The organism is Pseudomonas sp. SWRI81 (genome assembly GCF_014268545.1).
Taxonomy (GTDB): domain Bacteria; phylum Pseudomonadota; class Gammaproteobacteria; order Pseudomonadales; family Pseudomonadaceae; genus Aquipseudomonas; species Aquipseudomonas hamedanensis.
Genome location: NZ_JABWQS010000041.1, coordinates 39,604 through 57,661, shown reverse-complemented (window position 1 = coordinate 57,661; position 18,058 = coordinate 39,604). Strand labels below are relative to the sequence as shown.

Below are 18,058 nucleotides of genomic sequence, written 5' to 3'. Positions count from 1 at the left end.
GATAGACAGCAATCGCGAGCAGGCTCACTCCTACAATGGGATGCGGTGTTTATCAGATTCGGACGTTGCCCCGCGGCCCGGCGATCGCCCAGATGATCAGGCCCAGCACCGGCAGGAGGATGATCAGCAACACCCAGACGATTTTCATCCCGGTGGAGGCGCCGCTTTTCAGCACGTTGATGATGGCCCAGATGTCGAGGGCGAGGATGATCAGGCCGATCAGACCATTGAAGGTGGAACCCATGGTGTCGCTCCAGAATAGTGGCATGCACTTTTAGGATAGACGGTCGCGCGCAGGGTTCCCTTTTATTGCGTTCAGACGTGAACGGCGACCTTCAAGGCTTCCAGCGCTGGCGCAGCGGCGATGCCGACTTCGGCACACAACTCCAGCACCCGAGGGACGTCATTGCCGTAGACCAGCACCATTTGCAGCTCATCGTCGAGCAACTGGCTGAAGTTCATCAGCGTGTAACCGCCGTTTTCCTTGCTCAGGCTGCTCATCTGCACCTGAATGCGGTTGAGTGCGGTCAGCGCTTCGGTCCTGGCCAGTTGCTTGGGCTTGAGATTGAAGTTCACACCCGGGCCGAACGAGGCGACGATTTGCGCGAACAGATCGACGTAAGTGTCGGCCTGGAACAGCACGGTTTCCGGCAGACTGCCGACCACCACCCACTCGCCCAGCGGAATCGGGAAGGTGTCGTCGTAGTTGATATCCGGGTTGGCGGCCAGAAAAGCGTCGGCATCGGCGTAAGCCTGCGCCGCTTCATCGGCCACTGTCAGGATCTCGTCCTCGCCCATGCAGCCGGAGCTGATTTTGCTGATGAGTTCGACGAGTGCGGCTTTCATTAGGGCGGATCCTGTGGCGAAGATGGATTTCGAGGGCGCGAAGGATAACGCATTCTTCAGCGCACCCGACACCCGTGGCGAGGGAGCTTGCTCCCGCTGGGCTGCGTAGCGGCCCAAAAAAAATCCGAGGGGCCACTCTTTTTGCCAGCGCTTCGCACTGAAGCGGGAGCAAGCTCCCTCGCCACAGGCCTTCAGGCCAGCAGTTTTTCCAGCTGCGCCGTGGTGTCCACTGCGCCCATCGTACGAGCCGCATCCAGCGCCGTGACGCCATTGGCGTCCTTGGCTTTCGGATCGGCGCCTTTGCTGATCAGGTAATCCACGATTTCAACGCGGTTGAACATGGCCGCCATCATCAACGCCGTGCGGCCATCAAACGACGAGCCTTCAAGGTCAGCGCCTGCTTCGACCAGCGTCTTGACCACCGCCAGATCGCCTTTGAATGCTGCACCGGCAATCGGACTCTGGCCGTTGCCATTACGCATCTCAGGGTCGGCCTTGTGTTTAAGCAAGACCTTCACGGCATCAACATGGCCGTAGTAGCTGGCAAGCATCAGCAACGTGTCGCCCTTGCTGTTTTTCAGGTTCACCGGCAAACCGGCGGTCACCAGGCGATCGAGCATTTCGGCATCACCGTCGCGCGCCTTGTTGAAAACCTGCTCGGTGAATTCGGCAGCTTCTTCAGGGGTCATCTGGCGGCTTTGGTCGGACATGAGGCAACTCCACTTCGGTCAATCGGAAAGGCGACAGTTTCCCGAGCGCGGCGATAGCTGTCACCCCCTTTTTCTCATCACCGGGCAATAGCCAGATTCAATAACGGTATTGGCCTTGCTGAATTTCGGTTAACAATTGCTCATTGAGCTGAACGTAAGTTTCGCTGCCGGGCAACCAGGCAAAAATCGGATCGCCCCCGGTCTGGCCGGGGTCGAAGCCTTCTTTTTTCAAACGGGTTTTCTGGTATTTGAAGGTGCCGGTGGTTTCCATCTTGACCTTGACCCGCAGGAACAGCGGCACGGCGTAGGCCGGCATTCGCTGGCGGAGGAAGCTCAGCAGCTCGGCGAAATCCAGGGTCGCCAGAGATTCGGCCGGGGTAATCGCCGCCATGCCGGCGCGTCCATTGGTGTTGCAAATCTCCACGCCATACGCCACCGCCTCGGAGATCTGCGGGTGTTGCAGCAGCAGGTTTTCGACTTCGGTGGTGGAGACGTTCTCGCCCTTCCAGCGATAGGTGTCGCCCAACCGATCGACAAATTGCGCATGGCCAAAGCCAATGTTGCGTAACAGGTCGCCAGTGTTGAAAAACCGGTCACCTTTGTTGAACACGTCGTGCAGTACGACGCGGGCGGTCTTCTGCGGATCGGTGTAGCCATCGAGCGGCGCCTTTTCGTCGATCCGGGCCAGCAGCAGACCCTGCTCGCCCTTGCCAACCTTGCGCATGAAGCCGTCGTCGCTGCGCAGTGGCTCGCCACTGTCATGGTCGTACGCGACCAGCTCCCAGGCCATCAGCGAGAAGCCGACGGTGTTATCGAAGTTGAGGATGTTGGTGAATCCGATGTTGCCGTCGCTGGCCGCATACAGCTCACAAATATGGTCGACGCCGAAGCGCGTCTTGAACTCGGCCCAGGCGCCGGGGCGCAAGCCGTTGCCGATCATCTTGCGCACGTCATGCCGGTTGTCGTCGGCGCTCACTGGCTGATCGACCAGGTAACGACACAACTCGCCGACATAGCCGAGGGTCGTCGCGCGGTAGCGGCGCACGTCGCTCCAGAACTGGCTGGCGCTGAATTTGCGGCGAATCGCGAAACCCGACGCGCCGTTGATCGCCGAGCCCCAACACACACAAAGCCCAGTGGCGTGGTACAGCGGCAAGGTGCAATAGACCACGTCGTCAGGGCGCATATCGAGGGCGATCATGCCGAAGCTCGCCGAACTGCGCATCCAGCGGCCATGCTTGAATACCCCGGCTTTCGGCAGCCCGGTGGTGCCAGAGGTGTAAATATAGAAACACGGATCATCGCAAAACACCTGGCGGCTGCTCGGCGGGTTATCGCTCGGTGCGTCGGCACTGGCGCTGATCAGGTTGACGTAGCCCTCGGGCGCAATGCCCGGGTGGCTGTAGGTGTCCTGATCGGCAACGAACCAGGTGCGCTGCGGCGCAATCGACACCTGCTCGCGCACAGCAGCAAATGCCGGCACCAGCTCCCCGCCGACGATCAGGGCGACCGGCGCCACCAGATTCACACTGTGGATTAGCGTGTCGCGCGTCTGAGAGGTATTGAGCAACGCGCTGACCGCGCCGACCTTGGCCAGCGCCAGAATCGTCACCAGCAGTTCGGGACGGTTTTCGATAAACACCGCGACCACATCGCCCTTGCCGATGCCCTGCCCGCTCAGATAATGGGCGATACGGTTGGCCCACTGATTAACCTGCGCGTAGGTCAGCAGCACCTCCCCCTGCATTAACGCCGGGCCATCGGGATTGCGCAGGGTCGCTTGCTCAAAGGTCCAGCCAAGGCCACAGCTTTGGGTCGGGTCCGTGACATTCGCCACCTTCATGCCCTTGACCACCCGCGGCAGGGCCTTGGCAATCATCGGCAGCTTGCGGAGCATCATGCCCCAGGTAATCGTGTCGCTTGGCACGTGACGCATGAATGCTCCCCGGTCGGCCTTATCTCGGGCCGGTGTTCTTATTTTTTCGGGCAAAGGCTTGAGGCAACCGGCGCAGTCGCAGCGCGGTTCGAGAATGAAAATACGTCAGCCCTTCTCGGCCTGTACATGCGGTTTTTGCAATGTTTTGTATCTGCTGGTGCGCTGCCAACGCCGGAGATTCTGGTACGAGCGTTTGGTTCCGTAACGCTGGCAAGAATCACGCAAAATGCAGGATGCACGATGGCCATTCATGCAGTTTGCACGACGCCTGCAAAATGCATTGCTTGTAACTCGTTGAAATTAAAGACTTTTTAAAGTTTTCGATGCTGGCACAATCGCTGCAACTACCTCCGCATGCTTGCCATTCAAGTACACACGGAGCTGATGACATGAGCCTGATCCAAGAAAAATTTACATCGCTGTTCTCCAACTACGAAGTCAGCACTGCGCCACGTCCTGACGGTGGCATTCTGTTGACCCTGCGTAGCAGCGACGGCAAAGTCTTCAAACGTGCACTCTCGTATCAACAACTGCACGCCGGTGACCAGCTGTCGTGGGCGATCAGCGCTATCCGCCGAGACTTGGCCGAACAGGCCAGCGAACTGCCGCAAATCGCCATGCTGCAGAGCCAGCAGCGCTTTGCACTGCCGACGTATCATTCGCTGTAATTGCATTTAACAAAACGTGTGGGAGCGAGCCTGCTCGCGAAACGGTGTGTCAGTCGACAGATGCTGACTGATACACCGCTTTCGTGAGCAAGCCCACTCCCACATTTTTGTTTGAGGTGAGTCAGAAAGCTTCCGGTTCAATCCCGGTAAAGCTGTCGACTGTTACATGCCCCGCTAATTCCCCACCTTCGCGGGCCAGGCCACAGGTCTGCAGGCCGGCTGACTGGGCAGCGTCGAGTTCTTCGACGATGTCCGACAGGAACAGGATTTCTTCTGCTTCAACAGCCACCGCCTGCTGAATGTTGCGATAGGACTGCGCCTCACGCTTCGGTCCCGAGGTGGTGTCGAAATATCCGCTGAACAGCGGCGTCAGGTCTCCCGCCTCCGAGCAACCGAAAATCAGCTTCTGCGCCTGGATCGAGCCGGACGAGTAAACAAACAGTTGATAGCCCGCAGCATGCCAGCGCCGCAGCGCCTCAACGGCATCCGGATAAACGTGTCCCTTCAACTGCCCGGCCTGATAACCCTGCGCCCAGACCATCCCTTGCAAGGCCTTGAGCGGTGTGGCTTTGCGGTCTTCGGCGATCCAGCTCAACAGGATTTCAACCACCCGTTCAACATCGGCTGCCGGTTCGCTGCTGTCACGGCGTACCGCGTCAAGCTGTTCAGCGACATCGGCGCGCGAAGCGTTCTGGCGCACGAAGTCCGGCAGGTGTTTGGCCGCATACGGAAACAGTACGTCGAAAACGAAGCTGACGGCGCTGGTGGTGCCTTCGATGTCGGTGAGAATGACTTTGATCGACATCGGCTCAGTCCTCCAGACGCGGGAAGCGGCCGGCGATGTCTTCGCCAGTGAAGTTGGCCACCCAGCCTTCCGGGTTGTTGAACAGACGGATCGCGACAAAGTGCGGATGCTCGCCCATGTCGAACCAGTGTTTGGTGCCGGCGGGAACCGAGATCAGATCGTTCTTCTCACAGAGCACGGCGTAAACATAATCGTCGATGTGCAGCGTAAACAGCCCACGGCCGGCGACGAAAAATCTGACTTCGTCTTCACCATGGCGGTGTTCTTCCAGAAACCTGGCACGCAATTCGGCCTTTTGCGGGTGATCGCTGTTCAGGCTGATCACATCGACGGTGATGTAACCACGCTCGGTCATCAATTTGTCGATCTGCTCTTTGTACGCGCTGATCACTTCGTCCTGGCTGGCGCCGGGCTGAATCTTCGCGGCGGCTTGCCAGCGGTCGAAGCGCACGCCCTGCTCGGCCAGGGTCGAGGCGATGTCTTCGAAATGGGTCAGCACCTTGTTGGGAATTTCAGGGTTGGAAACGTGATAAACGGACAGGCTGCTCATGGGGCAATTCCTCGTATCGGCCTTGCCGTCCGGCTCTTGCAGACCGGTCGGGCACAACCTTCTATCAGGCAAACGGCGGCTTCTGCTGAAGTCAGCCGTGACGGTTCATGACGCTGCGGGTTTTCAACTCGCATTCAAACAGAAATTCAAAGGCCTCGATCTGCCGCAGTGCGTCGCTCATTTGCGCGCCCCAGGTGTAGAGGCCGTGGCCGCGAATCAGATAGCCGACGCAATCGGGGTGGGCGTCGAGCCACGGCTGCACCTCGGCGGCGAGGCGCGCGATGTCCTGGTCGTTGTCGAAGATCGGAACGCGCACCCGCGATTCGTGGGTGGAAATACCGCTGAAGGCTTTTTGCAGTTCGTAGTCTTCGAACTCGATGAAGTCTTGCGGGGTCAGGCGCGACAGCACCGTGGCATTCACCGAATGGGTGTGCAGCACCGCGCCGATCTCCGCGCGCCAAGCGTAGAGCTGGGTGTGCAGCAGAGTTTCGGCGGACGGCTTCTTGCCCGGTTCCAGGCTGTTACCGGACAAGTCAGTGGCGAGCACATCATCCAGACCCAACTGGCCCTTGTGCTTGCCGGAGACGGTCAGCAGCGCTTCGGTTGGCGACAGGCGAGTCGAATAATTACTGCTGGTGGCCGGGGACCAGCCGCGGCCATAAAGAAAGCGCCCGGCGTCGACGATCTGCCGGGCGAGCTGTTCACGGGTAAGGCTCATGGCCTGTCCTCTTGCATACGTGTGGCAATGATAACCGCAGCAGCGAACGCCGCGAGACTGGCAATACTAAAGGTCAATGGCGCGCCGAGGGCATTCCAGCTGTAACCGGCATACAGCGCGCCGAGCGCCCCGCCGGTGCCGGCCAGCGCCGCGTACAGCGCCTGACCCTGGCCTTGCTGGCGTGGGCCGAAGCTACGTTGCACGAAGGCGATGGCAGCGGCATGAAAGCTGCCGAACGTCGCCGCGTGCAGAATCTGCGCAAACAGCAATATCCAGAGAAATTCGGCGAACGAGCCCAGCAAGACCCAGCGCAACGCCGCCAGCAGAAAACTCGCCAGCAGCACCCGGCGCAGGGAAAACCGCGCCAGAATTCTGCTCATCGCCATAAACATCAATACTTCGGCGACCACGCCAACCGCCCAGAGCATGCCGATCACGCCACGACTGTAGCCGAGCCGCTCAAGGTGCAAGGTCAAAAACGTGTAATACGGACCGTGGCTCATTTGCATCAGCGCGACGCAAGCGTAAAACGCCAGCACCCCGGGACTGCGCAACTGCTTGAGAAACCCTTCGCCGCCAGGTCGATTGCCTTGTGGTGGCTGAGCATTCGGCACCCACAGACTGCTGAGGACGATGCCGGCCATGATCAGCACCAGCGCTGCCGGATAGATGTCCAGGCTGAGCCATTCGAACAACCGCCCCAGCGCAACCACGGTGATGATGAAACCGATCGAGCCCCACAAACGGATCTGGCTGTACCGCGAGGTCTGCCCCTGTAAGTGCGCCAGGGTAATGACCTCGAACTGCGGCAACACCGCGTGCCAGAAGAACGCATGCAACGCCATCACCAGCGCCAGCCAGGCGTAGCTCTTGCTGACGAAAATCAGCGAAAAGGTCAGCAGCGTACACACCGCGCCAAAACGCACGATCGCCAGCCGCCTGCCGGTGTAATCGCCAAGCCAGCCCCAGATATTCGGCGCGACGCAGCGCATCAGCATCGGAATCGCCACCAGTTCGCCGATACGTGCGGCGCTGAAGCCGAGGTGATCGAAGTACAGCGCCAGGAACGGCGCTGTCGAACCGAGCAAGGCGAAATAGAACAGATAGAAACTGGACAGCCGCCAGTACGGAACCGCCGCCACGCCGGTTATGCCGCGACAGCGTCAAAGCCAGCCATCAAAGCTGGCCCAGCACCGGCGTGCTGACGCGCACATCGGCGTTCTGCCCACGATGACGCAGCAGGTGGTCCATCAGCACGATGGCCATCATCGCTTCGGCGATCGGTGTCGCGCGGATGCCGACGCAAGGGTCATGGCGGCCCTTGGTAATCACGTCGACCGGGTTGCCGTGGATGTCGATCGAACGCCCCGGGGTGGTGATGCTCGACGTTGGCTTGAGCGCCAGATGAGCGACGATCGGTTGACCCGACGAGATACCGCCGAGGATGCCGCCGGCGTTGTTACTGAGGAAACCTTGCGGGGTCATCTCATCGCGGTGTTCGGTGCCGCGTTGGGCAACCGAGGCAAAACCGGCGCCGATTTCCACGCCCTTGACCGCGTTGATGCTCATCAGCGCATGGGCCAGTTCGGCATCGAGGCGATCGAAAATCGGCTCGCCCAGGCCCGGCATTACCCCTTCGGCGACCACGGTGATCTTCGCGCCGACCGAGTCTTGATCGCGCCGCAGCTGGTCCATGTAGGCTTCCAGCTCCGGCACTTTGTCCGGATCGGGGCTGAAGAAGGCATTGTCTTCCACCGAATCCCAGGTCTTGAAGGGGATTTCGATCGGGCCGAGCTGGCTCATGTAGCCGCGAATGACGATGCCCTGGCTCGCCAGATACTTTTTCGCAATCGCACCGGCTGCTACACGCATGGCGGTTTCCCGCGCCGAACTGCGACCGCCACCGCGATAATCGCGCTCGCCGTATTTGTGGTGGTAGGTGTAGTCGGCGTGGGCCGGGCGGAACAGGTCCTTGATCGCCGAGTAGTCCTTGGACTTCTGGTCGGTGTTGCGGATCAGCAGGCCGATCGCGCAGCCGGTGGTGCGCCCTTCGAACACGCCGGAGAGGATTTCGACTTCGTCGGCTTCCTGGCGCTGGGTGGTGTGGCGGCTGGTGCCGGGCTTGCGGCGATCGAGGTCGCGCTGCAAGTCTTCGAGGGAAATCTCCAGGCCCGGCGGGCAGCCGTCGACAATGGCGACCAACGCCGGACCATGGCTTTCGCCAGCGGTGGTGACAGTGAACAACTTGCCGTAGGTATTGCCGGACATGCAGGACGCTCCGTGAAATCAAACCCGAATTCGTGATGCGCGCCAGTATACGCAGGCTAACCGAGTAGTTCATCCTCGAACCTTAGCGGTGTAGGTGAGTCCAACCGGCACCTTGGCGAATGATGGCGTGATGATGCTGCGAGTTTTGATCTTGAGTCTTACCCTCTTAACGGGCTTTGCCCAGGCAACCGTCCTACAACGCCCGGTATCTCTGGATACCGGTACAGGCGAGCTTTTCGGCTCGCTATTGCTACCCAAGTCCGACAGTCCGGTGCCGATTGTTCTGATCATTTCTGGCTCGGGTCCTACCGACCGTGACGGAAACAACCCCGACGGTGGGCGCAATGACAGCCTGAAACGCCTGGCCTGGGTGCTGGCCAAACACAATATCGCCAGCGTGCGCTACGACAAACGCGGGGTCGCCGCGAGTCTGGCGGCAACACCGGATGAGCGAAATTTGTCGGTCGAAGCCTATGCGGCGGACGCCGTGGCATGGGGGCAGAAACTCAAGGCCGATCCGCGCTTCGGCCCGCTGATTCTGCTCGGTCACAGCGAAGGCGCACTGATCGCCAGCCTCGCCGCGCCGACATTGCAGGCGGCAGCGGTGATTTCCCTGTCCGGCAGCGCGCGGCCGGTCGATCAGGTGATCCGCGAGCAACTGGCGCGCAGCCTGCCGCCGCCGCTGATGCTGCGCAGCAACGAACTGCTCGACAGCCTCAAGGCCGGCCGCACCGATGACAACGTGCCGCCACCGCTGCAGGTGATTTTCCGCCCGAGCGTGCAGCCGTACCTGATTTCGCTGTTCCGCCAGGACCCGGCCAACGCCTTCGCGCGGTTGGACATGCCGGCGCTGATCGTTCAGGGCAGCAACGACATGCAGGTCGGTACGCAAGATGCGCAGCGGCTCAAGGCTGTGAAACCGGACGCGCAACTGGTGATCATCGAAGGCATGAACCATGTGTTGCGCATCGTGCACAACGACATGAAGCGGCAGTTGGCCTCGTACAAGGATCCAGATTTGCCGCTGGCAGCGGAACTTGGTTCGGCGATCATTGAATTTATTGGCGGACTTCGCACCCGTTAACTGCTTTTTGCCCTCCAGTCCCGCAGAAAACGGCCGATAAGCCTTTGTCGCCAGCGTATCGGCTGGCGACAAGCAGGGCTTGGACAGGATCTCGCCGTTATGACTGATACCCCGACTTCACCCGACACCACCGCTGAAAAAGACGCACCGCCAGTGGTCGAACTGCCGTGGGCGGACGTTCAGGCCGAGCACCACAAGATGCTCCGCCTGGCGCCGTTGCAGACCGACCGCAACACGGGTGGCCGGCCGTTGCGTTTTGTCGAATTCGGTTACGCCGAGCGCAACAGCAAAGAGCGCAGCCTGATGCGCATGGCGATCAAACTGCCGAACCAGCGCGTGCGCAAAGAGCAGAATCATCTTGATGTATGGGTCGATCACGCCAGCAAACGCGTGAGCTTCGGCCCGGACAGCGGCTTGCAGATCGAACCGCTGAATCGCGGCATCGGCCGCTTCATGGCCGCGCAAGGCATCAACTGGGCGAAAAAGCGCTGGCCCGCCTACACCGTCGACGGCATGGACCTGAACAACAAGGACGCGCTCAACGAAGACACGCGCCTGCGTCGCGATCATTTCCTGCGCGTACACGGTTTCGATGTCGCTTACGCCGATGCTCAGCATTTGAAGGGCAGCGTCAAGGCCGCGCAGGTCGGCGACTTGCTCGGCGACTGGAACAGCGAGAAGTTGCAGGTGGTCGAGATTCTGGAAGCGGCGCAGATGCTGCAGCAGGCCGAGCAGAACCTGGCCGAACAGGAAGTGAAGCTGAAAAAACAGGAGGAGAAAGTCAGCAAGTTCAAGCGTGAAGACGCCGGGCTGCGTTTCACCATTACTTGTCTGGTGGCGTTTGCGGTGTTTCAGGCGGGATTGTTGATCTGGATTGCGACACACCGCTGAAATCAGCGATGACCTGTGGCGAGGGAGCTTGCTCCCGCTCGGCTGCGAAGCAGCCGTAATCATGCACATGCGGTGTGTCTGGCTCACCTTCATTGCATGTTTGGGGCTGCTTCGCAGACCAGCGGGAGCAAGCTCCCTCGCCACATAAGTCAGTCAGGTCAGACGCGGGACGCGAACAAGGCCTGATGCGCGCGGCACTGCTCCGCCGTCAGCATGAACACGCCATGCCCGCCGCGCGCAAATTCAAGCCAGGCGAAGTCGACTTCCGGGTACAACGCTTCAACGTGCACCTGGCTGTTGCCCACCTCGACAATCAGCAAGCCCTTCTCGGTCAAGTGGTCCGCCGCTTCAGCGAGCATCCGCCGCACCAGATTCAAACCATCATCGCCACAGGCCAGGCCCAGCTCCGGTTCGTGCTGATACTCATCCGGCATGTCAGCGAAATCTTCCGCGTCGACGTAAGGCGGATTCGACACGATCAGGTCGAAACGCTGCCCCGGCAAACCATCGAAACCATCGCCCTGCACCGTGTAAACCCGCTCATCGACGCCATGGCGCTCGATGTTCTGGTTGGCCACTTCCAGCGCTTCGAACGACAGATCCGCCAGCACCACTTCGGCGTTCTGGAACTCGTAGGCGCAGGCAATGCCAATGCAGCCGGAGCCGGTGCACAGGTCGAGAATCCTCGCCGGTTCGTCGCCGATCCACGGGGCGAAGCGGTTTTCGATCAGTTCGCCAATCGGCGAACGCGGGATCAACACGCGTTGATCAACGATGAACGACATGCCGCAAAACCACGCCTCGCCCAGCAGGTAAGCGGTGGGAATACGTTCTTCGATGCGGCGCTTGAGCAGGCGCTGCAAGTTGACCAGTTCGTCATCCTCCAACGCGCAATCGAGGTAACTGTCGGCGATTTCCCACGGCAGGTGCAGCGCACCGAGTACCAGTTGCCGGGCCTCGTCCCAGGCATTGTCGGTGCCATGGCCGAAAAACAGATCCTCCCCATGGAAGCGGCTGACGGCCCAACGGATGTGGTCGCGCAGGGTACGAAGGCGGGAAGTGATCACGGCGTGCAACTCCAGAAAAAAACGACTGGCGATTCTAACAGCCAAAACCGGCGACGACGACGCAGGAAAAACATCGCGCGACGGGTAGGAGCTTTCTGTTTTTTGCATCAGCTATTGAACAGAACGTGTAACTTGACAAGGCTGCAGGCCAGCAACGACGGTGTTTACGATGGTAGCGATTCACAGAACCGCTCAGCCAGAGGACAATGTCGCAAAAGCCCCACCCCGAGGAGCCCCAGAATGTCCGTTCCAAAAACGATGTTTCAACTCAGCGGTCGCGGTTACGCAGCGGCCACACTGAGCCATGCCACCGTGGTCATCATCGATGCCCAGAAAGAATACCTCAGTGGCCCGCTGGCCCTGAGCGGCATGGACGCGGCCGTCGCGAACATCAAACAAGTGGTTGCCGCAGCCCGTGCCGCCGGTCGGCCGATCGTGCACGTGCGTCATCTCGGCACCGTCGGTGGCCTGTTCGACCCGCAGGGCGAGCGCGGTGAATTCATCCCCGGTCTCGAACCGCAGGGCGATGAAACCATCATCGGCAAATTGCTGCCGAGCGCGTTCCATGGCACCGAGCTGCTCGATCGCCTGCAAAACCTCGGTTCGCTGGACCTGATCGTGTGCGGTTTCATGAGCCATTCCAGCGTCAGCACCACCGTACGCGCGGCGAAGAACCTCGGTTTCCGCTGCACCCTGGTCGAAGACGCCTGCGCCACGCGTGACCTGCCGTTCAAGGGCGGCGTGCTCAGCGCCGAACGCGTGCAGGAAGCGGAAATGGCGATCATGGCCGACAACTTCGCGACACTGGCCAAGACCCAGGATCTGGTCTGAGCCTGCCCTTATGAGCGGCGCAGACCGCCGCTCATCCGCAATCTCCGCTGATTTGCCGCAAATGCCATAGCCTCAGGAACAACCCGGTCAACTCCCGGTCGAAGGGCCGATACCCATTGAGGAAGGTCGGAATGAAGTTATCCGATGGATTTGACGCACGCCGTTTGCGGCCCAAAGGCCAAAGCAACTGGCGTTTTCGATTTGGCGCTGCGTTCGCCGCATTGCTGGCAACCTTTGGCGTGCTGCTGGCCATGGCCGGCGCCGCCAGCCTGCTCGGCCGCCCGCCGGCGCTGGGTGACTTGAATGCTTCGCCGATGGGCTCGGCGATCATGCTCGCGGTCGGCTTGCTGTTTCTGTATTTCGGTGTCGCCCTGTGGCGTCGCTGCCGCCGTCGCGCACGGCAGTCGCGGGAGCTGAACATGTCCCCGCACCTGATGAAAAAACACGACTGAACCACCGGCCTGGCTTTTTGCCGGGCCGTTTTGTTTCGACTTGGGTAAACTGGCCGCCCTTCGCGGAGGCTGACATGCAAGACGACGATTTTTCCCTGTTCAAAAGTGCGATCCAAGGCGTCAAGCCGATCAAGCACGACCGCGCCGACACTGGCAAACCCAAGGCTGACCGCGCGCAGATCGCCAAATTGCGCCAGTCCGCCACCGTGCGCAGCGACACCACCATCATTGACGGCCTGTCTGATCAGTTCGTGATTGACGTCGGCCCCGAAGACGAGTTGATGTGGTCCCGCGACGGCGTGCAGGAAAGCCAGATGCGCAAACTCAAGGTCGGGCAGATTCCGTTCGAAGGCAGCCTCGACCTGCACGGCATGAGCGTGGAAAAGGCCCGGGAAACGCTCTGGGCCTTTCTCGCCGAAGCGACCAAATTCGAAATCCGCTGCGTGCGCGTGACTCACGGCAAAGCCGTGCGCCTCGATGGCAAGCGGCCGATGATCAAAAGCCACGTCAACACTTGGTTGCGCCAGCATGCGCAAGTGCTCGGTTTCTGCTCGTGCCAGGCGAAACATGGCGGTGCCGGCGCGGTTTACGTGATGCTCAAACGCACCATGATGGAAGGGCGCGACGAATAATCGCGTTACACCGAACTTGCAGGGTTGTGTCCGCCACCGTACCCTTGCCCTTTGCGAAAATCCCCACAGGTAGTTTCATGTCCCTGGAACAGAATTACACCGCGATTCTCGGCCAATTGGGCGAGGACGTCTCCCGCGAGGGCCTGCTCGACACGCCAAAGCGTGCCGCCAAAGCCATGCAGTACCTCTGCCGCGGTTATGCACAGACGCTCGAAGAGGTCACCAATGGTGCCTTGTTCAGCTCCGACAACAGCGAAATGGTGCTGGTCAAGGACATCGAGCTGTACTCGTTGTGCGAACACCACCTGCTGCCGTTCATCGGCAAGGCGCATGTCGCCTATATCCCGAGCGGCAAGGTGCTGGGCCTGTCGAAGGTTGCGCGAATTGTCGACATGTATGCGCGCCGCCTGCAGATTCAGGAAAACCTCAGCCGCCAGATCGCCGACGCGGTCCAGCAAGTCACCGGCGCCCTGGGCGTGGCGGTGGTGATCGAGGCCAAGCACATGTGCATGATGATGCGCGGTGTCGAGAAGCAGAACTCCTCGATGATCACTTCGGTGATGCTCGGCGAGTTCCGGGAAAACGCCGCAACCCGCAGCGAATTCCTCAGCCTCATCAAGTAATTCGCGGCACGAAGAAAACCGGCAGTCATCGCCGGTTTTTTTTCGCCCGTGAAAAATCGGGTAAGCTGCGCGCCTTCTTCTCTGTCCCTGTGAGGCTTGTAACGTGTTCGTCAAAGCGCTTCGTGTCGGCCTCGGCCAACTGGTCATCTTCATCGACGTCCTGACCCGCCCGGGCAAGAAAAAACGCCCCGCCGCGGCTCAGGCGCAAGTCGACGCCGCCGCCAAAGGCCTGACCCTGTATCAGTTTCACGCCTGCCCGTTCTGCGTGAAGACCCGTCGTGCCTTGCATCGCCTGAATGTGCCCGTCGCGCTCAAGGATGCGAAGAACAACGAGCAGGACCGCCAGACCCTGCTGGAGCAAGGCGGCCGGATCAAAGTGCCGTGCCTGCGCATTGAAGAGAATGGGGAGACGACCTGGATGTATGAGTCCAAGGCGATTATTGATTATCTGGATAAGCGGTTTGCTGCGATCTGATGTTTTGGGGTGAAGCCAAATGCGTTATCGCGAGCAGGCTCACTCCTACAGTGCAACCCATTCCAACTGTAGGAGTGAGCCTGCTCGCGATGAGGCCATTACAGGCCGCCACAATCTCAGACAAAAATAAACCGGCCCTCAGCCGGTTTATTGTTTTCATGCCGCCCTCGCCATCTGCGCCCGCCGCACCACCGCCGCCAGCCGCTTCAGCCCTTCATCCAGCCGCGCCGGATCAATGTGGCTGAAGTTCAAGCGCAAGTGCCCATGATGCTTGTCCGGCTGAGGAAAAAACGGCTCGCCCGGCATAAACGCCACGTCATTGGCCAACGCCTCATCGAGCAAGGTCCGCGTATCCAGCGGCTGCTTGAGCGTCAGCCAGAAAAACAGCCCGCCCTGCGGCATGCTCCAGTCCGCCAGATCGGTAAAATGCGTTTGCAGCGCCAACTGAAACGCATCGCGCCGCTGCCGATAGAAATCGCGCAATGCGCTTAAATGTTGCTGATATTTTTCCGTGCCGATCCATTGCAGCGCCTGCCATTGACCTATGCGATTAGTATGCAGATCGGCCGATTGCTTGAGTTTGAGCAGATGCGGGAACAGGTCGGGGCTGGCGATCAAGTAGCCGACACGCAAGCCCGGCAACAGGGTTTTTGACACGGTGCCGGTGTAGATCCAGCTGGACCGCTTCAGGCGTGCGGCAATCGGTTTCGCACTGCCGCCGTCGAAAGTCAGTTCGCGGTAGGGCTCGTCTTCGATCAAGGTGACGCCAAATTCGTCGAGCAACGCGGCAACCGCGGCGCGCTTGGCCTCGCTGTAACGCACCGCGGACGGATTCTGAAAGGTCGGGATCAGGTAGATGAATGCCGGACGGTGTTGCTCCAGACGCTCGCGCAATTGCACCAGGTTCGGGCCATCGGACTCCTGCGCGACCGTCAGGCAATCGGCGCCGAACAGTTGAAAAATCTGCAGCGCTGCCAGATATGTCGGCGCTTCCAGCAGAATTTCCGTGCCGTTATCGATATACAGTTTGGCCGCCAGATCCAGGGTTTGCTGCGAGCCACTGACCACCAGCACCTGACTCGCCTCACAATCGAGACCAAGCGCCCTCGCCTCTGCCGCCAGGGCCTCGCGCAACGCTGGCTCGCCTTCGCTCATGCCGTACTGGCCGAGCGGCAGCGGCATGTCGGTCCAGTCGACCTTGGGCAGCATGCCTTCGGCGGGCAAGCCACCGGCAAACGACATCACCTCGGGACGCTGCGCGGCGGCAAGGATTTCTCGGATCAAAGAACTTTTAAGGCGCGAGACACGTTCGGAAAAAGCCATGGAAGTCACCGTAGCGAGGCGTACAAGAAATGAGTCAAACTCATTGACTGAAATTACGCCAGCTTGAGCGAGTACGTCAATATGCTTGACCTTAAAAACCCTACCAGCCAGCAGCAGGCCATGGAAGCTTTCTTCTTCGGCTATCAGGCGTTTACCGCCAAGGCTGACGAAATGCTTGAGCGTCGCGGCCTGTCGCGGGTGCATCAGCGCATTGTGTTTTTCATCGCACGCTATCCGAACCTGAGCGTGAAGGAGTTGCTGGCCTTGCTCGGCGTCAGCAAGCAAGCGTTGAACATGCCGCTGCGCCAGTTGCAGGAAATGCATCTGGTCGACAGCGTGGCCTCTGAAACGGACAAGCGTAAGCGCCTGTTGGAGCTGACGGTGGAAGGCGCGAAGTTCGAGCAGGCGTTGCGGCGTGAGCAGGTCAAATTGCTGGAGCGGGTGTTTGCCGAGGCTGGCGAGGCGGCGGTGAATGGGTGGCTGGCGGTGAACCTGGCGTTGGGGAAAAGTCAGACCGTTTTCGATTGATCGGGCTAGCCCCTTCGCGAGCAGGCTCGCTCCCACATTTGAGCGCACTTCCCTGCGGGAGCAAGCTTGCTCGCGAAGGGCCAGGATTCGCCATATATCCCTATCTGCAAAAAAATCGCAGACAAAACATAAAACAATATTTGCTTTCTTTGTACACAAAAGCATAATCCACTGCGTGCGAGTTCCTGACCATACAGTCAACAAATTCGCGTATGCCTCAAAGGGCCGCTGCCACCCCTCATGGGTCCGGCCCTGGAAATAACAATAAAACTCTTGAGGAGTACTCGCTGTGGAAAGCCGCAAATCCGAAGCACCGCCGCTCGAGCTCACGCCGCCATTACGCAATGGCCTGCTGGAGCGTCTGTTCAAACTCAGCTTGCATGGCACCACGGTGAAGACCGAGCTGATTGCCGGTCTGACAACCTTCATCACCATGGCCTACATCATTTTCGTCAACCCGAACATCATGGCCGATGCCGGGATTGACCATGGGGCGGCGTTCGTCGCCACTTGCATCGCCGCCGCGCTGGGCTGCCTGTTAATGGGCCTCTACGCGAACTGGCCGGTGGGCCTCGCGCCGGGCATGGGCCTCAACGCCTTCTTCACTTACACCGTGGTCGGCACCATGGGCTACAACTGGGAAACCGCACTCGGTGCGGTGTTTGTCTCGGGCGTGCTGTTCATGATTTTGACCTTCTCGCGCATTCGCGAATGGCTGCTCAACAGCATTCCCGTCAGCCTGCGCTATGCGATGGGCGCCGGTGTCGGCCTGTTCCTCGGCCTGATCGGTCTGAAAACCGCCGGCATCGTCGTCGACAGCCCGGCCACGCTGATCAAGCTTGGCTCCCTGCGCGAACCCGGCCCGCTGCTCGCGGCCATCTGCTTTCTGATGATTGCGATCCTCAGCTACCACAAAGTCTTCGGTGCGATTCTCATCAGCATCATTACCGTGACGCTGGCCGGTTGGGGCCTGGGCGTGGTGCATTACGCCGGGATCATGTCCGCCCCGCCGAGCCTGGCACCCACCTGGATGGCGATGAATGTCGCTGGCGTGTTCAACATCAGCATGATCAGCGTCGTGCTGGCGTTCCTCTTTGTGCACATGTTCGACACTGCCGGGACCCTGATGGGCGTTGCCCAACGGGCCAATCTGGTGGCCGCTGACGGGCGAATCGAAAACCTCTCGCGGGCGATGAAGGCCGACAGTGCCTCCAGCGTGTTCGGTGCGGTGGTCGGTGTTCCGCCCGTCACCAGCTATGTGGAAAGTGCCGCTGGCGTGGCCGCTGGCGGTCGGACTGGTCTTACCGCCGTCACCGTAGGTGTGCTATTTATAGCGGCAATGTTTTTCGCCCCGCTGGCCGGCATGATTCCTGCCTATGCCACCGCCGGTGCACTGATTTACGTTGCGATGCTGATGATGGGCGGCATGGCCCATATCGAGTGGGACGAAGCCACCGATGCGATTCCTGCCATCGTCACCGCAATCATGATGCCGCTGACCTTCTCGGTCGCCGACGGCATCGCGCTGGGCTTCATCACCTATGTGGCGCTGAAGGCCGGGACCGGCAAGTACAAGGAAATTTCCGTCAGCCTGTGGGTACTTTGCGCGATCTTCATCGCCAAGTTCATCTACCTGTAAGCAACTGCGCGG

The 18,058-nt window shown here is 60.1% G+C and carries 21 protein-coding genes; 10 read left to right on the top strand and 11 right to left on the bottom strand.

The genetic code is table 11. The annotated features are described in order from the left end of the window. Positions 1–52 precede the first annotated feature (52 nt). From HU765_RS21490 to HU765_RS21475, 4 genes are all read right to left on the bottom strand, one after another. Positions 53–244: a PLDc N-terminal domain-containing protein gene (locus HU765_RS21490; protein WP_016773784.1), complete on the bottom strand. Its 192-nt coding sequence runs from the start codon at positions 242–244 to the stop codon at positions 53–55. 71 nt (positions 245–315) lie between these two features. Then, positions 316–846 carry a hypothetical protein gene (locus HU765_RS21485; RefSeq protein ID WP_186622812.1) on the bottom strand — a complete coding sequence of 177 codons (531 nt, stop codon included), beginning with the start codon at positions 844–846 and terminating at the stop codon, positions 316–318. Between the two features lie 191 nt (positions 847–1,037). Then, positions 1,038–1,556 carry an ankyrin repeat domain-containing protein gene (locus HU765_RS21480; protein ID WP_186622811.1) on the bottom strand — a complete coding sequence of 173 codons (519 nt, stop codon included), beginning with the start codon at positions 1,554–1,556 and terminating at the stop codon, positions 1,038–1,040. Positions 1,557–1,653: 97 nt separating this feature from the next. Next, positions 1,654–3,492: a long-chain-acyl-CoA synthetase gene (locus HU765_RS21475; RefSeq protein WP_186622810.1), complete on the bottom strand. Its 1,839-nt coding sequence runs from the start codon at positions 3,490–3,492 to the stop codon at positions 1,654–1,656. 389 nt (positions 3,493–3,881) lie between these two features. Between HU765_RS21475 and HU765_RS21470 the strand changes: the two genes are divergently transcribed. Next, positions 3,882–4,160, top strand: coding sequence for a DUF3509 domain-containing protein (locus tag HU765_RS21470; protein ID WP_016773780.1), 279 nt, complete (start codon positions 3,882–3,884; stop codon positions 4,158–4,160). Between the two features lie 121 nt (positions 4,161–4,281). On the opposite strand, the gene mtnC is transcribed toward HU765_RS21470, so the two are convergent. The 5 genes from mtnC to aroC all read right to left on the bottom strand — a co-directional run bounded on the left by mtnC (position 4,282) and on the right by aroC (position 8,501). After that, complete coding sequence (gene mtnC, locus HU765_RS21465; RefSeq protein WP_186622809.1) at positions 4,282–4,965, bottom strand: acireductone synthase; 684 nt, start codon at positions 4,963–4,965, stop codon at positions 4,282–4,284. Between the two features lie 4 nt (positions 4,966–4,969). Next, positions 4,970–5,515, bottom strand: coding sequence for an acireductone dioxygenase (locus tag HU765_RS21460; protein WP_186622808.1), 546 nt, complete (start codon positions 5,513–5,515; stop codon positions 4,970–4,972). Between the two features lie 91 nt (positions 5,516–5,606). Beyond that, the gene (locus HU765_RS21455; protein ID WP_186551893.1) at positions 5,607–6,233 is read right to left on the bottom strand and encodes a methylthioribulose 1-phosphate dehydratase; all 627 of its coding nucleotides are present in this window, start codon (positions 6,231–6,233) and stop codon (positions 5,607–5,609) included. After that, positions 6,230–7,375: an MFS transporter gene (locus HU765_RS21450; RefSeq protein WP_186622807.1), complete on the bottom strand. Its 1,146-nt coding sequence runs from the start codon at positions 7,373–7,375 to the stop codon at positions 6,230–6,232. Before HU765_RS21450 ends, HU765_RS21455 begins: the two co-directional genes overlap by 4 nt. Before the next feature lie 34 nt (positions 7,376–7,409). Then, a complete protein-coding gene (gene aroC / locus HU765_RS21445) occupies positions 7,410–8,501 on the bottom strand; it encodes a chorismate synthase (RefSeq protein WP_186551895.1) in 1,092 nt (363 codons plus the stop codon). Between the two features lie 130 nt (positions 8,502–8,631). On the opposite strand from aroC, the gene HU765_RS21440 reads away from it, so the two are divergent. Both HU765_RS21440 and HU765_RS21435 read left to right on the top strand, forming a co-directional pair. Next, a complete protein-coding gene (locus HU765_RS21440; RefSeq protein WP_186622806.1) occupies positions 8,632–9,585 on the top strand; it encodes an alpha/beta fold hydrolase in 954 nt (317 codons plus the stop codon). 99 nt (positions 9,586–9,684) lie between these two features. After that, the gene (locus HU765_RS21435; RefSeq protein ID WP_186622805.1) at positions 9,685–10,476 is read left to right on the top strand and encodes a hypothetical protein; all 792 of its coding nucleotides are present in this window, start codon (positions 9,685–9,687) and stop codon (positions 10,474–10,476) included. 158 nt (positions 10,477–10,634) lie between these two features. Here the strand turns inward: HU765_RS21435 and prmB are convergent, their stop codons facing one another. After that, positions 10,635–11,543: a 50S ribosomal protein L3 N(5)-glutamine methyltransferase gene (gene prmB / locus HU765_RS21430; protein WP_186622804.1), complete on the bottom strand. Its 909-nt coding sequence runs from the start codon at positions 11,541–11,543 to the stop codon at positions 10,635–10,637. 240 nt (positions 11,544–11,783) lie between these two features. Between prmB and HU765_RS21425 the strand changes: the two genes are divergently transcribed. From HU765_RS21425 to HU765_RS21405, 5 genes are all read left to right on the top strand, one after another. After that, positions 11,784–12,374: a cysteine hydrolase family protein gene (locus tag HU765_RS21425; protein WP_186534065.1), complete on the top strand. Its 591-nt coding sequence runs from the start codon at positions 11,784–11,786 to the stop codon at positions 12,372–12,374. A 131-nt stretch (positions 12,375–12,505) separates the two neighbouring features. Further along, positions 12,506–12,826, top strand: a complete 321-nt coding sequence (locus tag HU765_RS21420; RefSeq protein ID WP_186551899.1) for a hypothetical protein — start codon at positions 12,506–12,508, stop codon at positions 12,824–12,826. A 74-nt stretch (positions 12,827–12,900) separates the two neighbouring features. Beyond that, positions 12,901–13,458, top strand: a complete 558-nt coding sequence (locus HU765_RS21415) for a Smr/MutS family protein (protein ID WP_071171525.1) — start codon at positions 12,901–12,903, stop codon at positions 13,456–13,458. Between the two features lie 77 nt (positions 13,459–13,535). Next, positions 13,536–14,081: a GTP cyclohydrolase I FolE gene (gene folE / locus HU765_RS21410; RefSeq protein ID WP_011062625.1), complete on the top strand. Its 546-nt coding sequence runs from the start codon at positions 13,536–13,538 to the stop codon at positions 14,079–14,081. 103 nt (positions 14,082–14,184) lie between these two features. Next, positions 14,185–14,556, top strand: a complete 372-nt coding sequence (locus HU765_RS21405; RefSeq protein WP_186622802.1) for a glutathione S-transferase N-terminal domain-containing protein — start codon at positions 14,185–14,187, stop codon at positions 14,554–14,556. A 156-nt stretch (positions 14,557–14,712) separates the two neighbouring features. Here the strand turns inward: HU765_RS21405 and HU765_RS21400 are convergent, their stop codons facing one another. Beyond that, positions 14,713–15,879 carry a PLP-dependent aminotransferase family protein gene (locus HU765_RS21400; protein WP_186622800.1) on the bottom strand — a complete coding sequence of 389 codons (1,167 nt, stop codon included), beginning with the start codon at positions 15,877–15,879 and terminating at the stop codon, positions 14,713–14,715. Between the two features lie 81 nt (positions 15,880–15,960). On the opposite strand from HU765_RS21400, the gene HU765_RS21395 reads away from it, so the two are divergent. Both HU765_RS21395 and HU765_RS21390 read left to right on the top strand, forming a co-directional pair. Further along, positions 15,961–16,407: a MarR family transcriptional regulator gene (locus HU765_RS21395; protein ID WP_186622798.1), complete on the top strand. Its 447-nt coding sequence runs from the start codon at positions 15,961–15,963 to the stop codon at positions 16,405–16,407. Positions 16,408–16,696: 289 nt separating this feature from the next. Beyond that, the gene (locus HU765_RS21390; RefSeq protein WP_186551904.1) at positions 16,697–18,046 is read left to right on the top strand and encodes an NCS2 family permease; all 1,350 of its coding nucleotides are present in this window, start codon (positions 16,697–16,699) and stop codon (positions 18,044–18,046) included. Positions 18,047–18,058 lie beyond the last annotated feature (12 nt).

Coding starts and splice junctions, on each gene's coding strand:
- HU765_RS21490 (WP_016773784.1), bottom strand. CDS start 244: ATGGGTTCCACCTTCAATGGTCTGATCGGCCTGATCATCCTCGCCCTC.
- HU765_RS21485 (WP_186622812.1), bottom strand. CDS start 846: ATGAAAGCCGCACTCGTCGAACTCATCAGCAAAATCAGCTCCGGCTGC.
- HU765_RS21480 (WP_186622811.1), bottom strand. CDS start 1,556: ATGTCCGACCAAAGCCGCCAGATGACCCCTGAAGAAGCTGCCGAATTC.
- HU765_RS21475 (WP_186622810.1), bottom strand. CDS start 3,492: ATGCGTCACGTGCCAAGCGACACGATTACCTGGGGCATGATGCTCCGC.
- HU765_RS21470 (WP_016773780.1), top strand. CDS start 3,882: ATGAGCCTGATCCAAGAAAAATTTACATCGCTGTTCTCCAACTACGAA.
- mtnC (WP_186622809.1), bottom strand. CDS start 4,965: ATGTCGATCAAAGTCATTCTCACCGACATCGAAGGCACCACCAGCGCC.
- HU765_RS21460 (WP_186622808.1), bottom strand. CDS start 5,515: ATGAGCAGCCTGTCCGTTTATCACGTTTCCAACCCTGAAATTCCCAAC.
- HU765_RS21455 (WP_186551893.1), bottom strand. CDS start 6,233: ATGAGCCTTACCCGTGAACAGCTCGCCCGGCAGATCGTCGACGCCGGG.
- aroC (WP_186551895.1), bottom strand. CDS start 8,501: ATGTCCGGCAATACCTACGGCAAGTTGTTCACTGTCACCACCGCTGGC.
- HU765_RS21440 (WP_186622806.1), top strand. CDS start 8,632: ATGATGCTGCGAGTTTTGATCTTGAGTCTTACCCTCTTAACGGGCTTT.
- HU765_RS21435 (WP_186622805.1), top strand. CDS start 9,685: ATGACTGATACCCCGACTTCACCCGACACCACCGCTGAAAAAGACGCA.
- HU765_RS21425 (WP_186534065.1), top strand. CDS start 11,784: ATGTCCGTTCCAAAAACGATGTTTCAACTCAGCGGTCGCGGTTACGCA.
- HU765_RS21420 (WP_186551899.1), top strand. CDS start 12,506: ATGAAGTTATCCGATGGATTTGACGCACGCCGTTTGCGGCCCAAAGGC.
- HU765_RS21415 (WP_071171525.1), top strand. CDS start 12,901: ATGCAAGACGACGATTTTTCCCTGTTCAAAAGTGCGATCCAAGGCGTC.
- folE (WP_011062625.1), top strand. CDS start 13,536: ATGTCCCTGGAACAGAATTACACCGCGATTCTCGGCCAATTGGGCGAG.
- HU765_RS21400 (WP_186622800.1), bottom strand. CDS start 15,879: ATGGCTTTTTCCGAACGTGTCTCGCGCCTTAAAAGTTCTTTGATCCGA.
- HU765_RS21395 (WP_186622798.1), top strand. CDS start 15,961: ATGCTTGACCTTAAAAACCCTACCAGCCAGCAGCAGGCCATGGAAGCT.